Below are 14,924 nucleotides of genomic sequence, written 5' to 3' on the forward strand. Positions count from 1 at the left end.
GTCCACTGTAGGCGCCACCCGCCGTCCGCGATGCCGAGTGTGAGCAAGGGACCTTTGCTACCACCTCGTCCGCTCACGACAAGCGGTAGCAAAGGCCCCTTGCTCCCCTACCGCAGGTCAGAGCGGTCAGCCCTGGTAGAAAAGGGTCTCCACGACCGCATGGGCACGTCGCGTCGTTCGCCGGTAGGCGTCGAGGAATTCGCCTGGATCATCATCGGCCGAGTAGCCGAGCACTCGCGCGACCGCGGCGAGGTCGCGACCAGAGCTGGGAATTTCGTCGACCGCCTTACCTCGGACCAGCATCCCGGCGTTACGGACGCGCGTCGCCAGCAACCAGGCCTCGGTCAGGGACTCGATCTCGGCGGGCTCGGCGAGCCCCGCCTCCGCGGCGGCCTTCAGGGCCTCGATCGTCGAAGTGGTCCGGAGCCCCTCGACCTCATGTCCGTGACGCAGCTGCATGAGCTGCACGGTCCACTCCACGTCGGCGAGCCCTCCACGGCCGAGTTTCGTGTGCCGGGTCGGGTCGGCGCCCTTGGGCATCCGTTCCGTCTCCACACGCGCCTTGATCCGCCGGATCTCCCGCACGCGAACCGCATCGAGGCCCGCCTGCGGATAGCGGATGGGGTTGATCATCTCGATGAACCGTGTACCGAGGTCGTCGTCACCGGCGATGAACCGAGCGCGAAGCAGCGCCTGCGATTCCCAGACCTCCGCCCACCGCCCGTAGTAGCTGCGGTAGGACTCGAGAGTTCGCACCAACGGGCCGCTCCGCCCCTCCGGCCGGAGATCCGCGTCGACGACCAGTGCCGGGTCGGGGCTGGGGGCACCGAGGATCTTGCGGACCGTCTCGGCGACGGAGGAAGCGAACTTCGCTGCTTCGGAGTCCGACACACCCTCGGCGGGCTCGCACACGAAGAGAACGTCCGCGTCGGATCCATAGCCGAGTTCGGCCCCGCCCAACCGCCCCATGCCGATGACGGCGATCTTCGCGGGGGTCTGGCCGAGTTCGGCCTGGCGCTGGCGAAAAGCAGCCGCCAAGGCACCTTGAAGCACGGCGACCCACACACTGGACAGCGCCTCGCACACTGCCGGGACGTCGAGCAACCCCAGCAAATCCGCCGACGCGATCCGGAGCATCTCGTGCCGGCGCAACGACCTCGCGGCCGCGACCGCGGCGTTCAACCCCGGCTGACGCCGCACAGCGGCTCTCAGTGAAGTGGCAACTTCCGCCGGGGTACGGCCGGCCAGCCGCGCCGGATCCCCGAGCAACTGCAGTACTTCCGGCGCCCGGGCCAGCAGGTCAGGAACCAGACGTGACGTGCCGAGCAGGAACGCGAGCCGCTCAACGACGGCACCTTCGTCCCGAAGAACCCGTAGGTACCAGGGCGTCGCCTCAAGCGCTTCCGAGACCTTCCGGTAGGACAGAAGTCCACGGTCAGGGTCCGGAGTGTCGGCGAGAAGGTCCAACAAGACCGGCAGCAGAGCTTGCTGGATGGCCGCCCGACGGGACATTCCCGCAGTCAGCGCTTTGATGTGCTGCAAGGCCCCATCCGGCGCGGCGTAGCCGAGCGCGGAGAGGCGGCTCTCGGCCTGTTTCGTGGTCAGCCGTAGCGCTTCCGTCGGCACGTTCGCGACCGACTGCAGCAGCGGCCGGTAGAAAAGTTTCTCGTGAAGACGCCGGATGCTCTGCAGATGGCGGCGGAACTCCGCCACCAACACATCCCCTTCACTTCTGCCTCGGGCCGGCCGCACGCCGCTCGCTCTCGCGATCGTGCGCAGCTCGCTGACATCCGAAGCGGCAGGGAACAAGTGCGTACGCCGGAGCCGGCGAAGCTGGAGCCTGTGCTCGATGGTCCGGAGAAACTCGTAGGAAGATGCGAGCTCCGCAGCGTCCTTCCGGCCGACGTACCCGCCGTCCCCCAGGGCAGCGAGCGCGTCCATCGTGGACGGGGAACGCAGCTCGGCGTCGATCCGGCCGTGGACCAGTTGCAGCAACTGCACGGCGAACTCGACGTCGCGAAGGCCGCCGCGCCCCAGTTTGAGCTCCCGTTCGGCGTGCGCGGACGGCACATGGCCTTCGACGCGGCGCCGCATCTTCTGGACCTCGGGAACGAAGTTCTCCCGATCGGCCGCAGCCCACACCTTCGGTGCGACCATCTCCGCGTACTGCCGTCCGAGCTCGGCATCGCCTGCGACCGGCCGCGCTTTGAGCAATGCCTGGAACTCCCAGGTCTTGGCCCACTTCTGATAGTAGGCGGCATGGCCATCGAGGGTTCTGACCAAGGCGCCCGCCTTGCCCTCCGGGCGCAACGCCGCGTCGACCTCGAAGCATGCCTTGCCGACCACACGCATCATCGTGCTGGCCAGTCTCGTGGAGATCGAAAGATCTCCATCTCCGACGAAGATGACATCCACGTCGCTCACATAGTTCAGCTCACGACCGCCGCATTTGCCCATCGCGATCACGGACAGGTGGCCTTCGGCAGCGGCACCCACCTCGGCCTCTGCGACCAGCAGCCCAACCGTCAGCGCGGCCTCAGCCAACGTCGTGAGTTGGGCTCCGATCTCGGCATAAGGCGGCTGGCGGAGACCAGGTTCGACGAGATGCCCGAGGTCGGCCGCAGCTATTCCGAGCAGCAGTTCGCGGTAGCCGATGCGAAGAGCCTGCTCCGACTCGAGCCCGGTGAGTAGCTCGCCGTCCGGTCGCAGATGGGCGAGAAGACTGTTCACATACTGATCTGGGGCGACGTTCTTCTCGCCCTGGAGGGTCTTCCAGCAGTCGGGGTTCGCGACCAGGAAGTCCGCGAGCGCGCTCGAAGTGCCAAGAACGCCGAGCAACCGGCCGCGGAAGGTCCGGTTGGCGCGGAGCGCCTGGTCGAGCTCATTCCAGGTAGCAGGGTCGGCTTCCCTGATCCGGTCCAGTCCGCTCAGGGCAAGGTCGGGATCCGCAGTACGGGAAAGTGCCGACATCACGTCGGTGGCGGAGCCGTCCGGGCCGGATTCGGTCCACCAACCGGCAGCACGCAGCTGCCCGTCAGCTCGGGGGTCGGTGAAGCCGTATCTCGCCACGGAAGCGGTCGGCCTGGCGCGCTCAACCATCGGCTTCCACCGTAGTCGCCCTTCCGCCCATGGCCAGACGGACGCGCAAGGGAGCAAGGGACCTTTGCTACCGCGTGGAGACCGGTAGCAAAGGTCCCTTGCTCTCCTAAGCGGCGACCTTGCCGACTTCCTGTTCGGGAACGGTCGGGGCTGGGCTCGCGAAGCTGCCTGCGTTGACGGGGCTCCGCCGTGAAAGGAGGTAGATCCCGATGCCGATCGCCAGGCCCGCGACACCGACGGCGATCGTGCCCACCGTGCCCGTCGAGGTCACGAGGCCGGCCGCGGCACCGACGATGGCGGCGGCGGGCAGTGTGAACAGCCAGGCGATCACCATGCGGCCGGCCGTGCGCCAGCGAACCGGCGATTCGTTTCTGCCCACACCGGAACCGACGATGCCGCCGGAGCAGACGTGGGTCGTCGAAAGCGGGAAGCCGAAATTCGTCGAGGCGAGAATGACCGCGGCCGAGCTTGTCTGCGCGGCGAAGCCCTGCGGGCCGTCGATATCCGTTAAGCCCTTACCCAGCGTGAAGGTGATTCGCCAGCCACCCAGGTACGTGCCGAGCGCGAGTGCCAACGCCGCGCTGACGATCACCCAGAGCGGCGGCCCTGCCCCGGCGGGGAGGGTTCCGGCGGTGATCATCGTCAGCGTGATGACGCCCATGGTCTTCTGCGCGTCGTTCGTGCCGTGGGCGAGCGAGACCAGCGAGGCCGAGATGATCTGGCCGACCCGGAAGCCGGCGGTACGACCGCGGCGGACGAAGATCCGGTAGACGAAGTACGTCACGATCATCGCGACGAGACCGGCCAAGACCGGCGATAGTGCCGCTGGGACCAGCACCTTCTCGACGATCTTTCCGAAATGGACGGAGTCCGTTCCGGCCGACACCCAGGTGGCGCCGATCAGTCCGCCGAACAGCGCGTGGGACGAGCTGGACGGTAGCCCGACGAACCACGTGATCAGGTTCCATACGATCGCCCCGACCAGGCCGCCGAACACGATCGCCGGCCCGATCTTGGAGTCGTCAACGAGTCCATTCGAGATGGTCTTGGCCACCTCGACCGACAGGAAGGCTCCGACCAGGTTCAGGACCGCGGAGATCGTCACCGCGACCTTGGGACGCAACGCCCCGGTGGCGATCGACGTCGCCATCGAGTTGGCCGTGTCGTGGAACCCGTTCGTGAAATCGAAAATTAGGGCCGTGACGACGACGAGCACGACCAAGACTGAGGGCTCCACCCCGACCTCCGAACCCTTCGAAATTCCCTCCGCAAGGTACCTGACGGCACGACCTGGGTGTTAATAACCCATACACATTTGAGACATAAGCCGTTAAGCCATCGGCAATGTACGTTGACGGTCCGCAGCCGGGGCGAGGTCACCGGACACCAGACGGACGAAGCGATGAGCGAACGGCCGCCAGGTTTCGGTGATGTCGGCATGCACCCGAGCGAGGTTGTCGGGGGTCAGTACGTCCGGCCGGGTGAGTTCTGCCATTTCCGGCGACTGTCGCGCCCAGTCGAGGACCACATCCGGCGTCGTCTCGATATGGAACTGGACACCGTAGGCACAACGGTCGAATCGGAAGGCCTGGTAGGCATACCGCGGCGAGGAGGCGAGGAGCTCAGCACCTGCGGGCAGCCGGGTGATCGCGTCGTTGTGAAACTGCAGGACGTCCTGCATCAGCGGTAAGTCCGCGAAGAGCGGGTCGGTCCAGGCAGCGTCCTTCTTGGACACAAGGCTGGGGCCGACCTCAGGGCCTTGATCACCTGTGCCGACGCTGCCGCCCAGCGCCACAGCCAGCAGCTGACCACCGAGGCAAATCGCGAGCGTCGGGATGCGCGCGCCCGCGGCCTTCGAAAGAAGCTTCCGCACGTCCGCCAACCACGGATGTTCGCCGTCGTCATTGGCGCCCATCCCACCACCGAGGCAGACCACGCCCGCGTACCCGTCAAGATCGGTGGGGAGTGTCTGATCGGGCAGCAGCCGGATGTCGAGCTCTGCGCCGGCCTCGGTGAGCCAGTCACCGAGAGGGCCGATCGGGTCTGATGCATCCGGCTGGATGACGAGCAACTTGAGAGCGGTCACGTCCCCAGCCTACGACCGCCGGGAGAGCAGGGGACCTTTACTACCGCTCGGGGTGGCGGTAGCAAAGGTCCCCTGCTTCTCCGGTCAGCAGGCGCAGCGGGGAGTGGGCGTCGAGGTGATAGCGGGTACCGAGGCGTCCCGGTCGACGGGATAGCCGGCGGCTTGCCAGGCGGCGATGCCGCCGGAGAGACGCTTGACCTTGAAGCCGAGCTCCGCGAGCTTCAACGCCCCCTTGGTCGCGGCGTTGCAGTGGATGCTCTCGCAATAGCAGACGTAGACGAGTTCGCGGTCCAGGCCGCTGACCGACTCGGCGGTCATCTCCCGATAGGGGAGGTTGATCGCGCCCGGGATGCGAGCCAACGCGAAGGCTTCAGGGGCCCGGGTTTCGACGACCAGGTACCCGTTCCGAGAACCAGAGGTGAGATCTCGGACCAGATCATCCGGGTCGACCTCGAGGGCGAGCTCGGCGCGCAGGTGCGCGGCCGCGGTCGCGCTGTCCAAGGCCGGAAACATGAGTACACGGGGTTCGGTCGTCATAACTCAATCCTGCTGGCCGGTGATCGTCCACAACATCGGATAATCCAGGTCTTGCCGGGGGCTAGCCTGGAGTTTCCTGGTGGGCACGACGATCAACCTGGAGTTCTGTGAACCTCGACGATCTCGACTGGCAGCTACTCGAACTGCTCCAGTCCGATGGCCGGTTGACCTTCTCGGAACTCGGTCGGCGCGTGTCGCTGTCCGCGCCCGCGGTGACCGAGCGGGTTCGCCGGCTCGAGGAGAAGGGGATCATCACCGGATACTCGGCCAACGTCGACGTGGCGAAGCTCGGGTTACCGATCGAGGCGATGGTGCGAGCGAGGGTTCGCAGTTTGGACACGGCCCGCTTCCGCGAAACCATTCTCGCGCTTCCCCAGGTGCTCGACGCCGATCACGTCACGGGTGACGAGTGCTGGCTGGTGCGAGTCGCCTGCCGGAGCACTGCGGAGTTGGAGGAGCTTGTAGAGCGGATGCAGCGCTATGGGGAGACGACGACTTCTCTCGTCTTCTCGTCGCCTGTTCGGCGGCGCGCGGTAGGCCGACGGCCCTGCTGAGCGGCGCCGCGGGAGCAAGGGACCTTTGCTACCACTTGGCGAGGGCAGACATTAAGAAAGGGTCCAGGCCCCGGGAGAACTCGTGGTTCTCGACCGGGGCCTGGACCCTTCTTTTAATGTTAGTCCGGCGGTGTCCTACTCTCCCACAACCCTTCGGTTGCAGTACCATCGGCGCTGTCAGGCTTAGCTTCCGGGTTCGGAATGGGACCGGGCGTTTCCCTGACGCTATAACCACCGAAACACTGTGAAACACTCCCCCACAACCTCACAACGAGGGGGTTGTGTGGTGTTTCAGAGCTGTAGAGTGGATGCGTAACATCTTTGTGGGCAAGTCCTCGGCCTATTAGTACCAGTCAACTCGACAACACATTACTGTGCTTCCATTTCTGGCCTATCAACCCAATGGTCTGTTGGGGGCCTTAACCCACAAGGGGTGGGATACCTCATCTTGGAACAGGCTTCCCGCTTAGATGCCTTCAGCGGTTATCCCTTCCGAACGTGGCCAACCAGCCATGCCACTGGCGTGACAACTGGCATACCAGAGGTTCGTCCGTCCCGGTCCTCTCGTACTAGGGACAGCCTTCCTCAAGTATCCTACGCGCGCGGCGGATAGGGACCGAACTGTCTCACGACGTTCTAAACCCAGCTCGCGTGCCGCTTTAATGGGCGAACAGCCCAACCCTTGGGACCTACTCCGGCCCCAGGATGCGACGAGCCGACATCGAGGTGCCAAACCATGCCGTCGATATGGACTCTTGGGCAAGATCAGCCTGTTATCCCCGGGGTACCTTTTATCCGTTGAGCGACACCCCTTCCACCAGGTGGTGCCGGATCACTAGTCCCGACTTTCGTCCCTGCTCGACATGTCTGTCTCACAGTCAAGCTCCCTTGTGCACTTGCACTCAACACCTGATTGCCAACCAGGCTGAGGGAACCTTTGGGCGCCTCCGTTACTCTTTAGGAGGCAACCGCCCCAGTTAAACTACCCATCAGGCACTGTCCCTGAACCAGATCATGGTCCGAGGTTCAGATTCCCAATCCGACCAGAGTGGTATTTCAACAACGACTCCACCAACACTAGCGTGCCAGCTTCACAGTCTCCCACCTATCCTACACAAGCCGAACCGAAAACCAATACCAAACTATAGTAAAGGTCCCGGGGTCTTTCCGTCCTGCCGCGCGTAACGAGCATCTTTACTCGTAGTGCAATTTCGCCGGGCCTGTGGTTGAGACAGCCGGAAAGTCGTTACGCCATTCGTGCAGGTCGGAACTTACCCGACAAGGAATTTCGCTACCTTAGGATGGTTATAGTTACCACCGCCGTTTACTGGCGCTTAAATTCTCAGCTTCACCCCGAAGGGTTAACCGGTCCTCTTAACGTTCCAGCACCGGGCAGGCGTCAGTCCATATACATCGTCTTGCGACTTCGCATGGACCTGTGTTTTTAGTAAACAGTCGCTTTCCGCTGGTCTCTGCGGCCACCCACCCCTAGTCCGCAAGGGACTTCAGAGTGTTTGGCCCCCCTTCTCCCGAAGTTACGGGGGCATTTTGCCGAGTTCCTTAACCACAGTTCACCCGATCGCCTTAGTATTCTCTACCTGACCACCTGTGTTGGTTTGGGGTACGGGCCGTGCACGCACTCGCTAGAGGCTTTTCTCGGCAGCATAGGATCACTCTACTTCGCCTCAATCGGCTACGCATCACGTCTCAACCTATATGGAATGCGGATTTGCCTACACTCCGGTCTACACGCTTACACCAGTACTACCACTCACTGGCGGAGCTACCTTCCTGCGTCACCCCATCACTCGACTACTACGGAATCAGATCCCACGCTCCACACTCGCGTATCCACCCGAAGGCTTCAACACGAGGCTTTGGGTGGTTAGTATCAACCGCCTCATCCTGGGCGCACGTGCTCGGGTACGGGAATATCAACCCGTTATCCATCGACTACGCCTGTCGGCCTCGCCTTAGGTCCCGACTTACCCTGGGCGGATTAGCCTGGCCCAGGAACCCTTGGTCATCCGGCGGCAGAGTTTCTCACTCTGCATTCGCTACTCATGCCTGCATTCTCACTCCCACACCCTCCACGACTGGCTTCCGCCGCCGCTTCCCTGGATGCAGGACGCTCCCCTACCCATCAACACGACTAGACACTTCCTCAAGGAAAGTGCCGATCTATATGTGTCAATGACACAGCTTCGGCGGTGTGCTTAAGCCCCGCTACATTGTCGGCGCAGGACCACTTGACCAGTGAGCTATTACGCACTCTTTCAAGGGTGGCTGCTTCTAAGCCAACCTCCTGGTTGTCTGGGCAATCCCACATCCTTTCCCACTGAGCACACACTTAGGGGCCTTAGCTGGTGTTCTGGGCTGTTTCCCTCTCGACGACGAAGCTTATCCCCCGCCGTCTCACTGCCACACTCTCACACCACGGTATTCGGAGTTTGGTTGATTTCGGTAACCCGGTAAGGCCCCTAGACCATCCAGTAGCTCTACCCCCGTGGAGAAACATGTGACGCTGCACCTAAATGCATTTCGGGGAGAACCAGCTATCACGGAGTTTGATTGGCCTTTCACCCCTACCCACAGCTCATCCCCTCAGTTTTCAACCTAAGTGGGTTCGGCCCTCCACGTCGTCTTACCGACGCTTCAGCCTGGCCATGGGTAGATCACTCCGCTTCGGGTCTAGACCACGCGACTCAATCGCCCTATTCAGACTCGCTTTCGCTACGGCTACCCCACACGGGTTAACCTCGCCACGCAGCACTAACTCGCAGGCTCATTCTTCAAAAGGCACGCCATCACCTCAACATCACAAGGATGTGCTCGGGCTCTGACGGCTTGTAGGCACACGGTTTCAGGTACTCTTTCACTCCCCTCCCGGGGTACTTTTCATCTTTCCCTCACGGTACTAGTCCGCTATCGGTCTTCAGGAAGTATTTAGGCTTACCGGGTGGTCCCGGCAGATTCACAGCAAATTCCACGAGCTCGCTGCTACTCGGGAACACCAAACAAACGATCCACAACATGTTTTCGCGTACGGGACTCTCACCCACTCCGGTCGCCCATCCCAAGGCGTTCCACTAACACGCGTAACCGTTCCGAGGACTGTCAGATCCTCGACGCTGGGTCCCACAACACCACACACACAACGCCTGACAGCTTGACATGTGCATGGTTTAGCCTCTTCCGCTTTCGCTCGCCACTACTCACGGAATCACGGTTGTTTTCTCTTCCTACGGGTACTGAGATGTTTCACTTCCCCGCGTTCCCTCCACACACCCTATATATTCAGATGCGGGTAACACCACATAACTGGTGCTGGGTTTCCCCATTCGGAAATCCTCGGATCACAGCTCGGTTGACAGCTCCCCGAGGCATATCGCAGCCTCCCACGTCCTTCATCGGCTCCTGAAGCCAAGACATCCACCATGTGCCCTTAACAACTTGACCACAAAGATGCTCGCATCCACTCTACAGTTCTCAAACACCACACCAGAAACAAACAACCCTGGAGCTCGTGTAAGCCCCTCGGCGTGTTGCCTCAGGACCCAACAGCATGCCAGCGAACAATCCCTCCGACTCCCCAGAAGCACCCGTTCCACGCACCCAGAGGTGCAGTACTAGAGCGTCCCAGCAGAAGCCGGCGACACCATAACCAGTAGTTCCACAATTCCTTGAGCAACCAGAACAAGCACACATTCGGCACTTGAGTCCTGGCCACTCCACCACCGTTGGTCCGGGTATCCCGGCGGGGTGGATGTGTTGCTCCTTAGAAAGGAGGTGATCCAGCCGCACCTTCCGGTACGGCTACCTTGTTACGACTTCGTCCCAATCGCCAGTCCCACCTTCGACCACTCCCCCCCTTACGGGTTGGGCCATGGGCTTCGGGTGTTACCGACTTTCATGACGTGACGGGCGGTGTGTACAAGGCCCGGGAACGTATTCACCGCAGCGTTGCTGATCTGCGATTACTAGCGACTCCGACTTCACGCAGTCGAGTTGCAGACTGCGATCCGAACTGAGACCGGCTTTAAGGGATTCGCTCCACCTCGCGGTATCGCAGCCCTCTGTACCAGCCATTGTAGCATGTGTGAAGCCCTGGACATAAGGGGCATGATGACTTGACGTCATCCCCACCTTCCTCCGAGTTGACCCCGGCAGTCTCCCACGAGTCCCCGCCATGACGCGCTGGCAACGTAGGATAAGGGTTGCGCTCGTTGCGGGACTTAACCCAACATCTCACGACACGAGCTGACGACAGCCATGCACCACCTGTACACCAACCACAAGGGAAGCCCTATCTCTAGGGATGTCTGGCGCATGTCAAGCCCAGGTAAGGTTCTTCGCGTTGCATCGAATTAATCCACATGCTCCGCCGCTTGTGCGGGCCCCCGTCAATTCCTTTGAGTTTTAGCCTTGCGGCCGTACTCCCCAGGCGGGGCGCTTAATGCGTTAGCTACGGCACGGACAACGTGGATGTCGCCCACACCTAGCGCCCAACGTTTACAGCGTGGACTACCAGGGTATCTAATCCTGTTCGCTCCCCACGCTTTCGCTCCTCAGCGTCAGTATCGGCCCAGAGACCCGCCTTCGCCACCGGTGTTCCTCCTGATATCTGCGCATTTCACCGCTACACCAGGAATTCCAGTCTCCCCTACCGAACTCAAGTCTGCCCGTATCGCCCGCACGCTCCACGTTAAGCGTGGAGTTTTCACGAACGACGCGACAAACCGCCTACGAGCTCTTTACGCCCAATAATTCCGGACAACGCTCGCACCCTACGTATTACCGCGGCTGCTGGCACGTAGTTAGCCGGTGCTTCTTATCCAGGTACCGTCACTTGCGCTTCGTCCCTGGCGAAAGAGGTTTACAACCCGAAGGCCGTCATCCCTCACGCGGCGTCGCTGCATCAGGCTTGCGCCCATTGTGCAATATTCCCCACTGCTGCCTCCCGTAGGAGTCTGGGCCGTGTCTCAGTCCCAGTGTGGCCGGTCACCCTCTCAGGCCGGCTACCCGTCGTCGCCTTGGTAGGCCATTACCCCACCAACAAGCTGATAGGCCGCGGGCTCATCCTGTACCGCCGGAGCTTTCCACCAAACCCCATGCGAGGCTCAGTCATATCCGGTATTAGACCCAGTTTCCCAGGCTTATCCCAAAGTACAGGGCAGATTGCCCACGTGTTACTCACCCGTTCGCCACTAATCCACCCCGAAAGGCTTCATCGTTCGACTTGCATGTGTTAAGCACGCCGCCAGCGTTCGTCCTGAGCCAGGATCAAACTCTCCAACAATGTCAAATTTGATCGAGGCAAAAATACTTGCTCTCAAAGGAACCTCACACGAGGTTCAAATACATAAGCTCTACTGGCTTAGTTCACTAGCACACTGTTGAGTTCTCAAGCAACACGCTTTGCTTCAAGCGATATTCACAAGCTTTTGGTCGAGCATGCCGAATCCTACGCTGTTAGTCGTAGGGGGTCGGCGGCCGCTCGTGGGCCGACGCTGAACATTACCTGGTCCGGTTCGCGGTGTCAACCCGCTCGGCCCTGGTTCCTTGCCTCGGGGCTTTCGGCCCCGGCGGCGCGGTGTTCCTGGCGACGAAGAGAAGATTACATGCCCCGGAACCCCCTGAAAACAGGGGGGTCACTTAACGACATCGCCGCAGGTCAGCCGGTACGCACCACCGTCATCCGACGGTCTTCAGGTAGCGGGGCGGTTTACGGGCGGGCGCGACACGTTCGAAGTCGGCCGCGTAGGCGAGCACCTGGGCGTCCGACCACTGCCCCGCCATGAACGAGACGCCGACCGGGAGTTCGCCGACGAACGCGGCCGGCACGGTCACCGCGGGGTAGCCCGAGACAGCGGCCGGCGTCGACGACGGGATCACGTCGTTGTCGCCGGTCTTGCAGTCGGTCTTCCAGGCGGGCGGGTTCGTGGGCGCGGCGATCGCGTCGAGGCGGTACTTCGCGAGGGTTTCGTCGATCGAGCGCTTCGCCAGATCGGTGAGCTCGCGGCGCATGGCCTGGTAGCCGGGGTCGGACGGGCCGGGCGCGGCGAGTGCCTGCTCGAAAAGCTCCTGCCCGGCGAAGCAGGTCTGCTCCAGCGGGTCGGACCTGTTGTAGGCGATCAGCGCGGCCAGGTCGCGCGGACCTTCGGGACGCGTCGCCAGGTAGCGATCGATGTCCCGGTGGAACTCGGTGAGCAGGGCCGGGAACTCCAGTTCGCCGAGCCTGGCCTGGTACGGCGGCGTCACCTCGACGACCTCGGCGCCCGCCTTGACCAGCGAATTCCTGGTCTTCGTCATCACCGCGTCGACATCCGGGCCGAGGGCCGGCAGGCGCCAAAGACCGATCCGGGAACCCTTCAGCACACCGGGCCGCAGGTGCGCGGCGTAGTCGGTCGGCTGATTCGGCGGGTACGCGCCGGTAGCCGGGTCACTCGGGTCGCGGCCCTGGAGCGCGGACAGGGTCAGCGCGACGTCGACGACGTGCCTGGCCATCGGGCCTGCGGTGTCCTGTTCGGCCGAGATCGGCACCACGCCGGTACGGCTGACCAGGCCGAGGCTCGGTTTGTGCCCCACCGTCGCGGTCATCCCGGCGGGGCAGACGATCGAGCCGTCGGTCTCACTGCCGATCGCGACCTGGGCGAGTGACGCGGCGATACCGGCGGCGGATCCGGCGGACGACCCACAGGGGTTGCGATCGAGCACGTACGGGTTGTTCGTCTGCCCACCGACGCCCGACCACCCGGAAGTGGGTTTGGCGGCGCGGAAGTTCGCCCATTCGGACAGGTTCGCCTTGCCGAGGACGACCGCGCCGGCGTCGCGCAGACGGCGGATCAGGGTCGCGTCCTTCGCGGGCTTGCTGCGCAGCGCGCGCGAGCCCGCCGTCGTCTGCATGGAGCGGGTGTCGACGTTGTCCTTCACCAGGACGGGGATGCCGTCCAGCGGTCCGCGGGTCTTGCCGGCGCGACGCCGGACGTCGCTCTCCGCGGCTTGCGCGAGCGCGGCCGGATCGACCGTGATGACCGCGTTCACCTTGCGGTCGACCTTGCGGATGCGATCGAGATAAGCCGAGGTCAGGCCGACCGCGGTCAGCCGTCCGGCGGACATCCGGGCCTGGAGCGCGGGGATGTCGGCGGAGTCGAGATCGAGTGGCTTCCCGGTGGCGGACGCCGCCGGCGCGGCACTCGCCGCGATGGTCACGGCGACCAATGTCGTCAGAACTCGGAACACCGGTCGCCGCACCATCAGGTCTCCTTCGTCTAGAGAACCGGAAGCAGGGTCCGCAGCTCGTACGGGGTCACCGCGCTGCGGTAGTTATCCCATTCAACACGTTTGTTGCGAAGGAAGAAGTCGTAAACGTGCTCTCCGAGCGCTTCGGGCAGAAGTTCCGATTTCTCCATCTCCGCCAGCGCCTCCCCGAGGTTCTGCGGGAGCTGGGCGTATCCGGCCGCCCGGCGCTCGGCGTCCGAGAGCTGCCAGATGTTGTCCTCGGCGGGAGGCGGGAGCTCGTAGCCCTTCTCGATGCCCTTGAGCCCGGCGGCCAGGATGACCGAGTACGCCAGATAGGGGTTGCACGCGGAGTCGAGCGTGCGGATCTCCACACGGCGTGACGACGCCTTGCCCGGCGAGTACATCGGCACCCGGACCAGCGCGGAGCGGTTGGCGCGACCCCACGAAACGGTCGTCGGGGCCTCACTGCCGCTGATCAGGCGTTTGTAGGAGTTCACCCATTGGTTGGTGACCGCCGAGATCTCCTTCGCGTGGTGCAGCAGCCCCGCAACGAAGGCCTTGCCCGTCGCGGACAGCTCGTACGGGTCCTCCGCGTCGTAGAAGGCGTTGCGATCGCCCTCGAACAGGCTCACGTGGGTGTGCATCCCGGAACCCGGCTGATCGGTGAACGGTTTCGGCATGAAGGTCGCGCGGACGCCCTGAGTGAGCGCGACCTCCTTGACCACGTAACGGAAGGTCATCACGTTGTCGGCCATGGTCAGCGCGTCGGCGTACCGGAGATCGATCTCCTGCTGACCGGGCGCGCCCTCGTGGTGGCTGAACTCGACCGAGATCCCCATCGCCTCGAGCGTCTCGATGGCGTGGCGGCGGAAGTGCGTCGCGGTCGCGTGGCTGGCCTGGTCGAAGTAGCCACCGTTGTCCGCGGGCTCGGGCTCACTGCCGTCATCCGGCAGATTGGAGAGCAGGAAGAACTCGATTTCGGGGTGGACGTAGCAGGTGAAACCCGCTTCGCCCGCCTTCGAGAGCTGCCTGCGCAGGACGTGCCGGGGGTCCGCCCAGGACGGGGAACCGTCCGGCATCGCGATGTCGCAGAACATGCGTGCCGAGTACGGGCCGCCGTCCGGGGTCTCCCAGGGGAGGACCTGGAACGTGGCGGGGTCGGGCTTCGCGACCATGTCCGACTCGTAGACGCGGGCGAATCCTTCGATGGCCGATCCGTCGAAGCCGATCCCCTCGCTGAACGCGCCCTCGAGCTCGGCGGGCGCCACCGCGACGGACTTGAGAAACCCCAGCACATCCGTGAACCAGAGCCTGACGAAACGGATGTCGCGCTCTTCCAAGGTACGGAGCACGAACTCCTGCTGGCGATCCATGGCCGCACCCTAACGAGAACGTGTTAACGACAT

Annotated in this window: 7 protein-coding genes and 3 rRNA genes; 1 reads left to right on the top strand and 9 read right to left on the bottom strand. The window is 63.2% G+C overall.

Features of this window, described 5'->3' with window-relative positions; genetic code table 11:
• Nucleotides 1–126: 126 nt before the first annotated feature.
• The 4 genes from H4W30_RS34920 to H4W30_RS34935 all read right to left on the bottom strand — a co-directional run bounded on the left by H4W30_RS34920 (nt 127) and on the right by H4W30_RS34935 (nt 5,722).
• The gene (locus H4W30_RS34920; protein ID WP_192746455.1) at nt 127–3,099 is read right to left on the bottom strand and encodes a bifunctional [glutamine synthetase] adenylyltransferase/[glutamine synthetase]-adenylyl-L-tyrosine phosphorylase; all 2,973 of its coding nucleotides are present in this window, start codon (nt 3,097–3,099) and stop codon (nt 127–129) included.
• A 106-nt stretch (nt 3,100–3,205) separates the two neighbouring features.
• Complete coding sequence (locus H4W30_RS34925) at nt 3,206–4,336, bottom strand: inorganic phosphate transporter (RefSeq protein WP_192746456.1); 1,131 nt, start codon at nt 4,334–4,336, stop codon at nt 3,206–3,208.
• Nucleotides 4,337–4,429: 93 nt separating this feature from the next.
• Nucleotides 4,430–5,185, bottom strand: a complete 756-nt coding sequence (locus H4W30_RS34930) for a type 1 glutamine amidotransferase (protein ID WP_192746457.1) — start codon at nt 5,183–5,185, stop codon at nt 4,430–4,432.
• 84 nt (nt 5,186–5,269) lie between these two features.
• Entirely contained in the window at nt 5,270–5,722 is a 453-nt protein-coding gene (locus H4W30_RS34935; protein WP_192746458.1) for a rhodanese-like domain-containing protein, read from the bottom strand.
• Nucleotides 5,723–5,829: 107 nt separating this feature from the next.
• Here H4W30_RS34935 and H4W30_RS34940 point away from each other — a divergent pair, with 107 nt between their 5' ends.
• A complete protein-coding gene (locus H4W30_RS34940; RefSeq protein ID WP_192746459.1) occupies nt 5,830–6,276 on the top strand; it encodes an Lrp/AsnC family transcriptional regulator in 447 nt (148 codons plus the stop codon).
• Between the two features lie 122 nt (nt 6,277–6,398).
• Here the strand turns inward: H4W30_RS34940 and rrf are convergent.
• The 5 genes from rrf to glnA form a co-directional block, all read right to left on the bottom strand.
• Nucleotides 6,399–6,515: ribosomal RNA gene (gene rrf, locus H4W30_RS34945) — 5S ribosomal RNA — on the bottom strand.
• Nucleotides 6,516–6,599: 84 nt separating this feature from the next.
• A 23S ribosomal RNA gene (locus tag H4W30_RS34950) occupies nt 6,600–9,735 on the bottom strand.
• A gap of 323 nt (nt 9,736–10,058) precedes the next feature.
• Nucleotides 10,059–11,575, bottom strand: a 16S ribosomal RNA gene (locus H4W30_RS34955).
• The 16S, 23S and 5S rRNA genes sit together here, the layout of an rRNA operon.
• A 395-nt stretch (nt 11,576–11,970) precedes the next feature.
• Nucleotides 11,971–13,533: an amidase gene (locus H4W30_RS34960; protein WP_192746460.1), complete on the bottom strand. Its 1,563-nt coding sequence runs from the start codon at nt 13,531–13,533 to the stop codon at nt 11,971–11,973.
• Between the two features lie 14 nt (nt 13,534–13,547).
• Nucleotides 13,548–14,891, bottom strand: a complete 1,344-nt coding sequence (gene glnA, locus H4W30_RS34965) for a type I glutamate--ammonia ligase (protein WP_016331613.1) — start codon at nt 14,889–14,891, stop codon at nt 13,548–13,550.
• Nucleotides 14,892–14,924: the final 33 nt, after the last annotated feature.

The sequence above is a fragment of the Amycolatopsis roodepoortensis genome (assembly GCF_014873915.1).
In the GTDB taxonomy this organism is placed as follows: Bacteria; Actinomycetota; Actinomycetes; order Mycobacteriales; family Pseudonocardiaceae; genus Amycolatopsis; species Amycolatopsis roodepoortensis.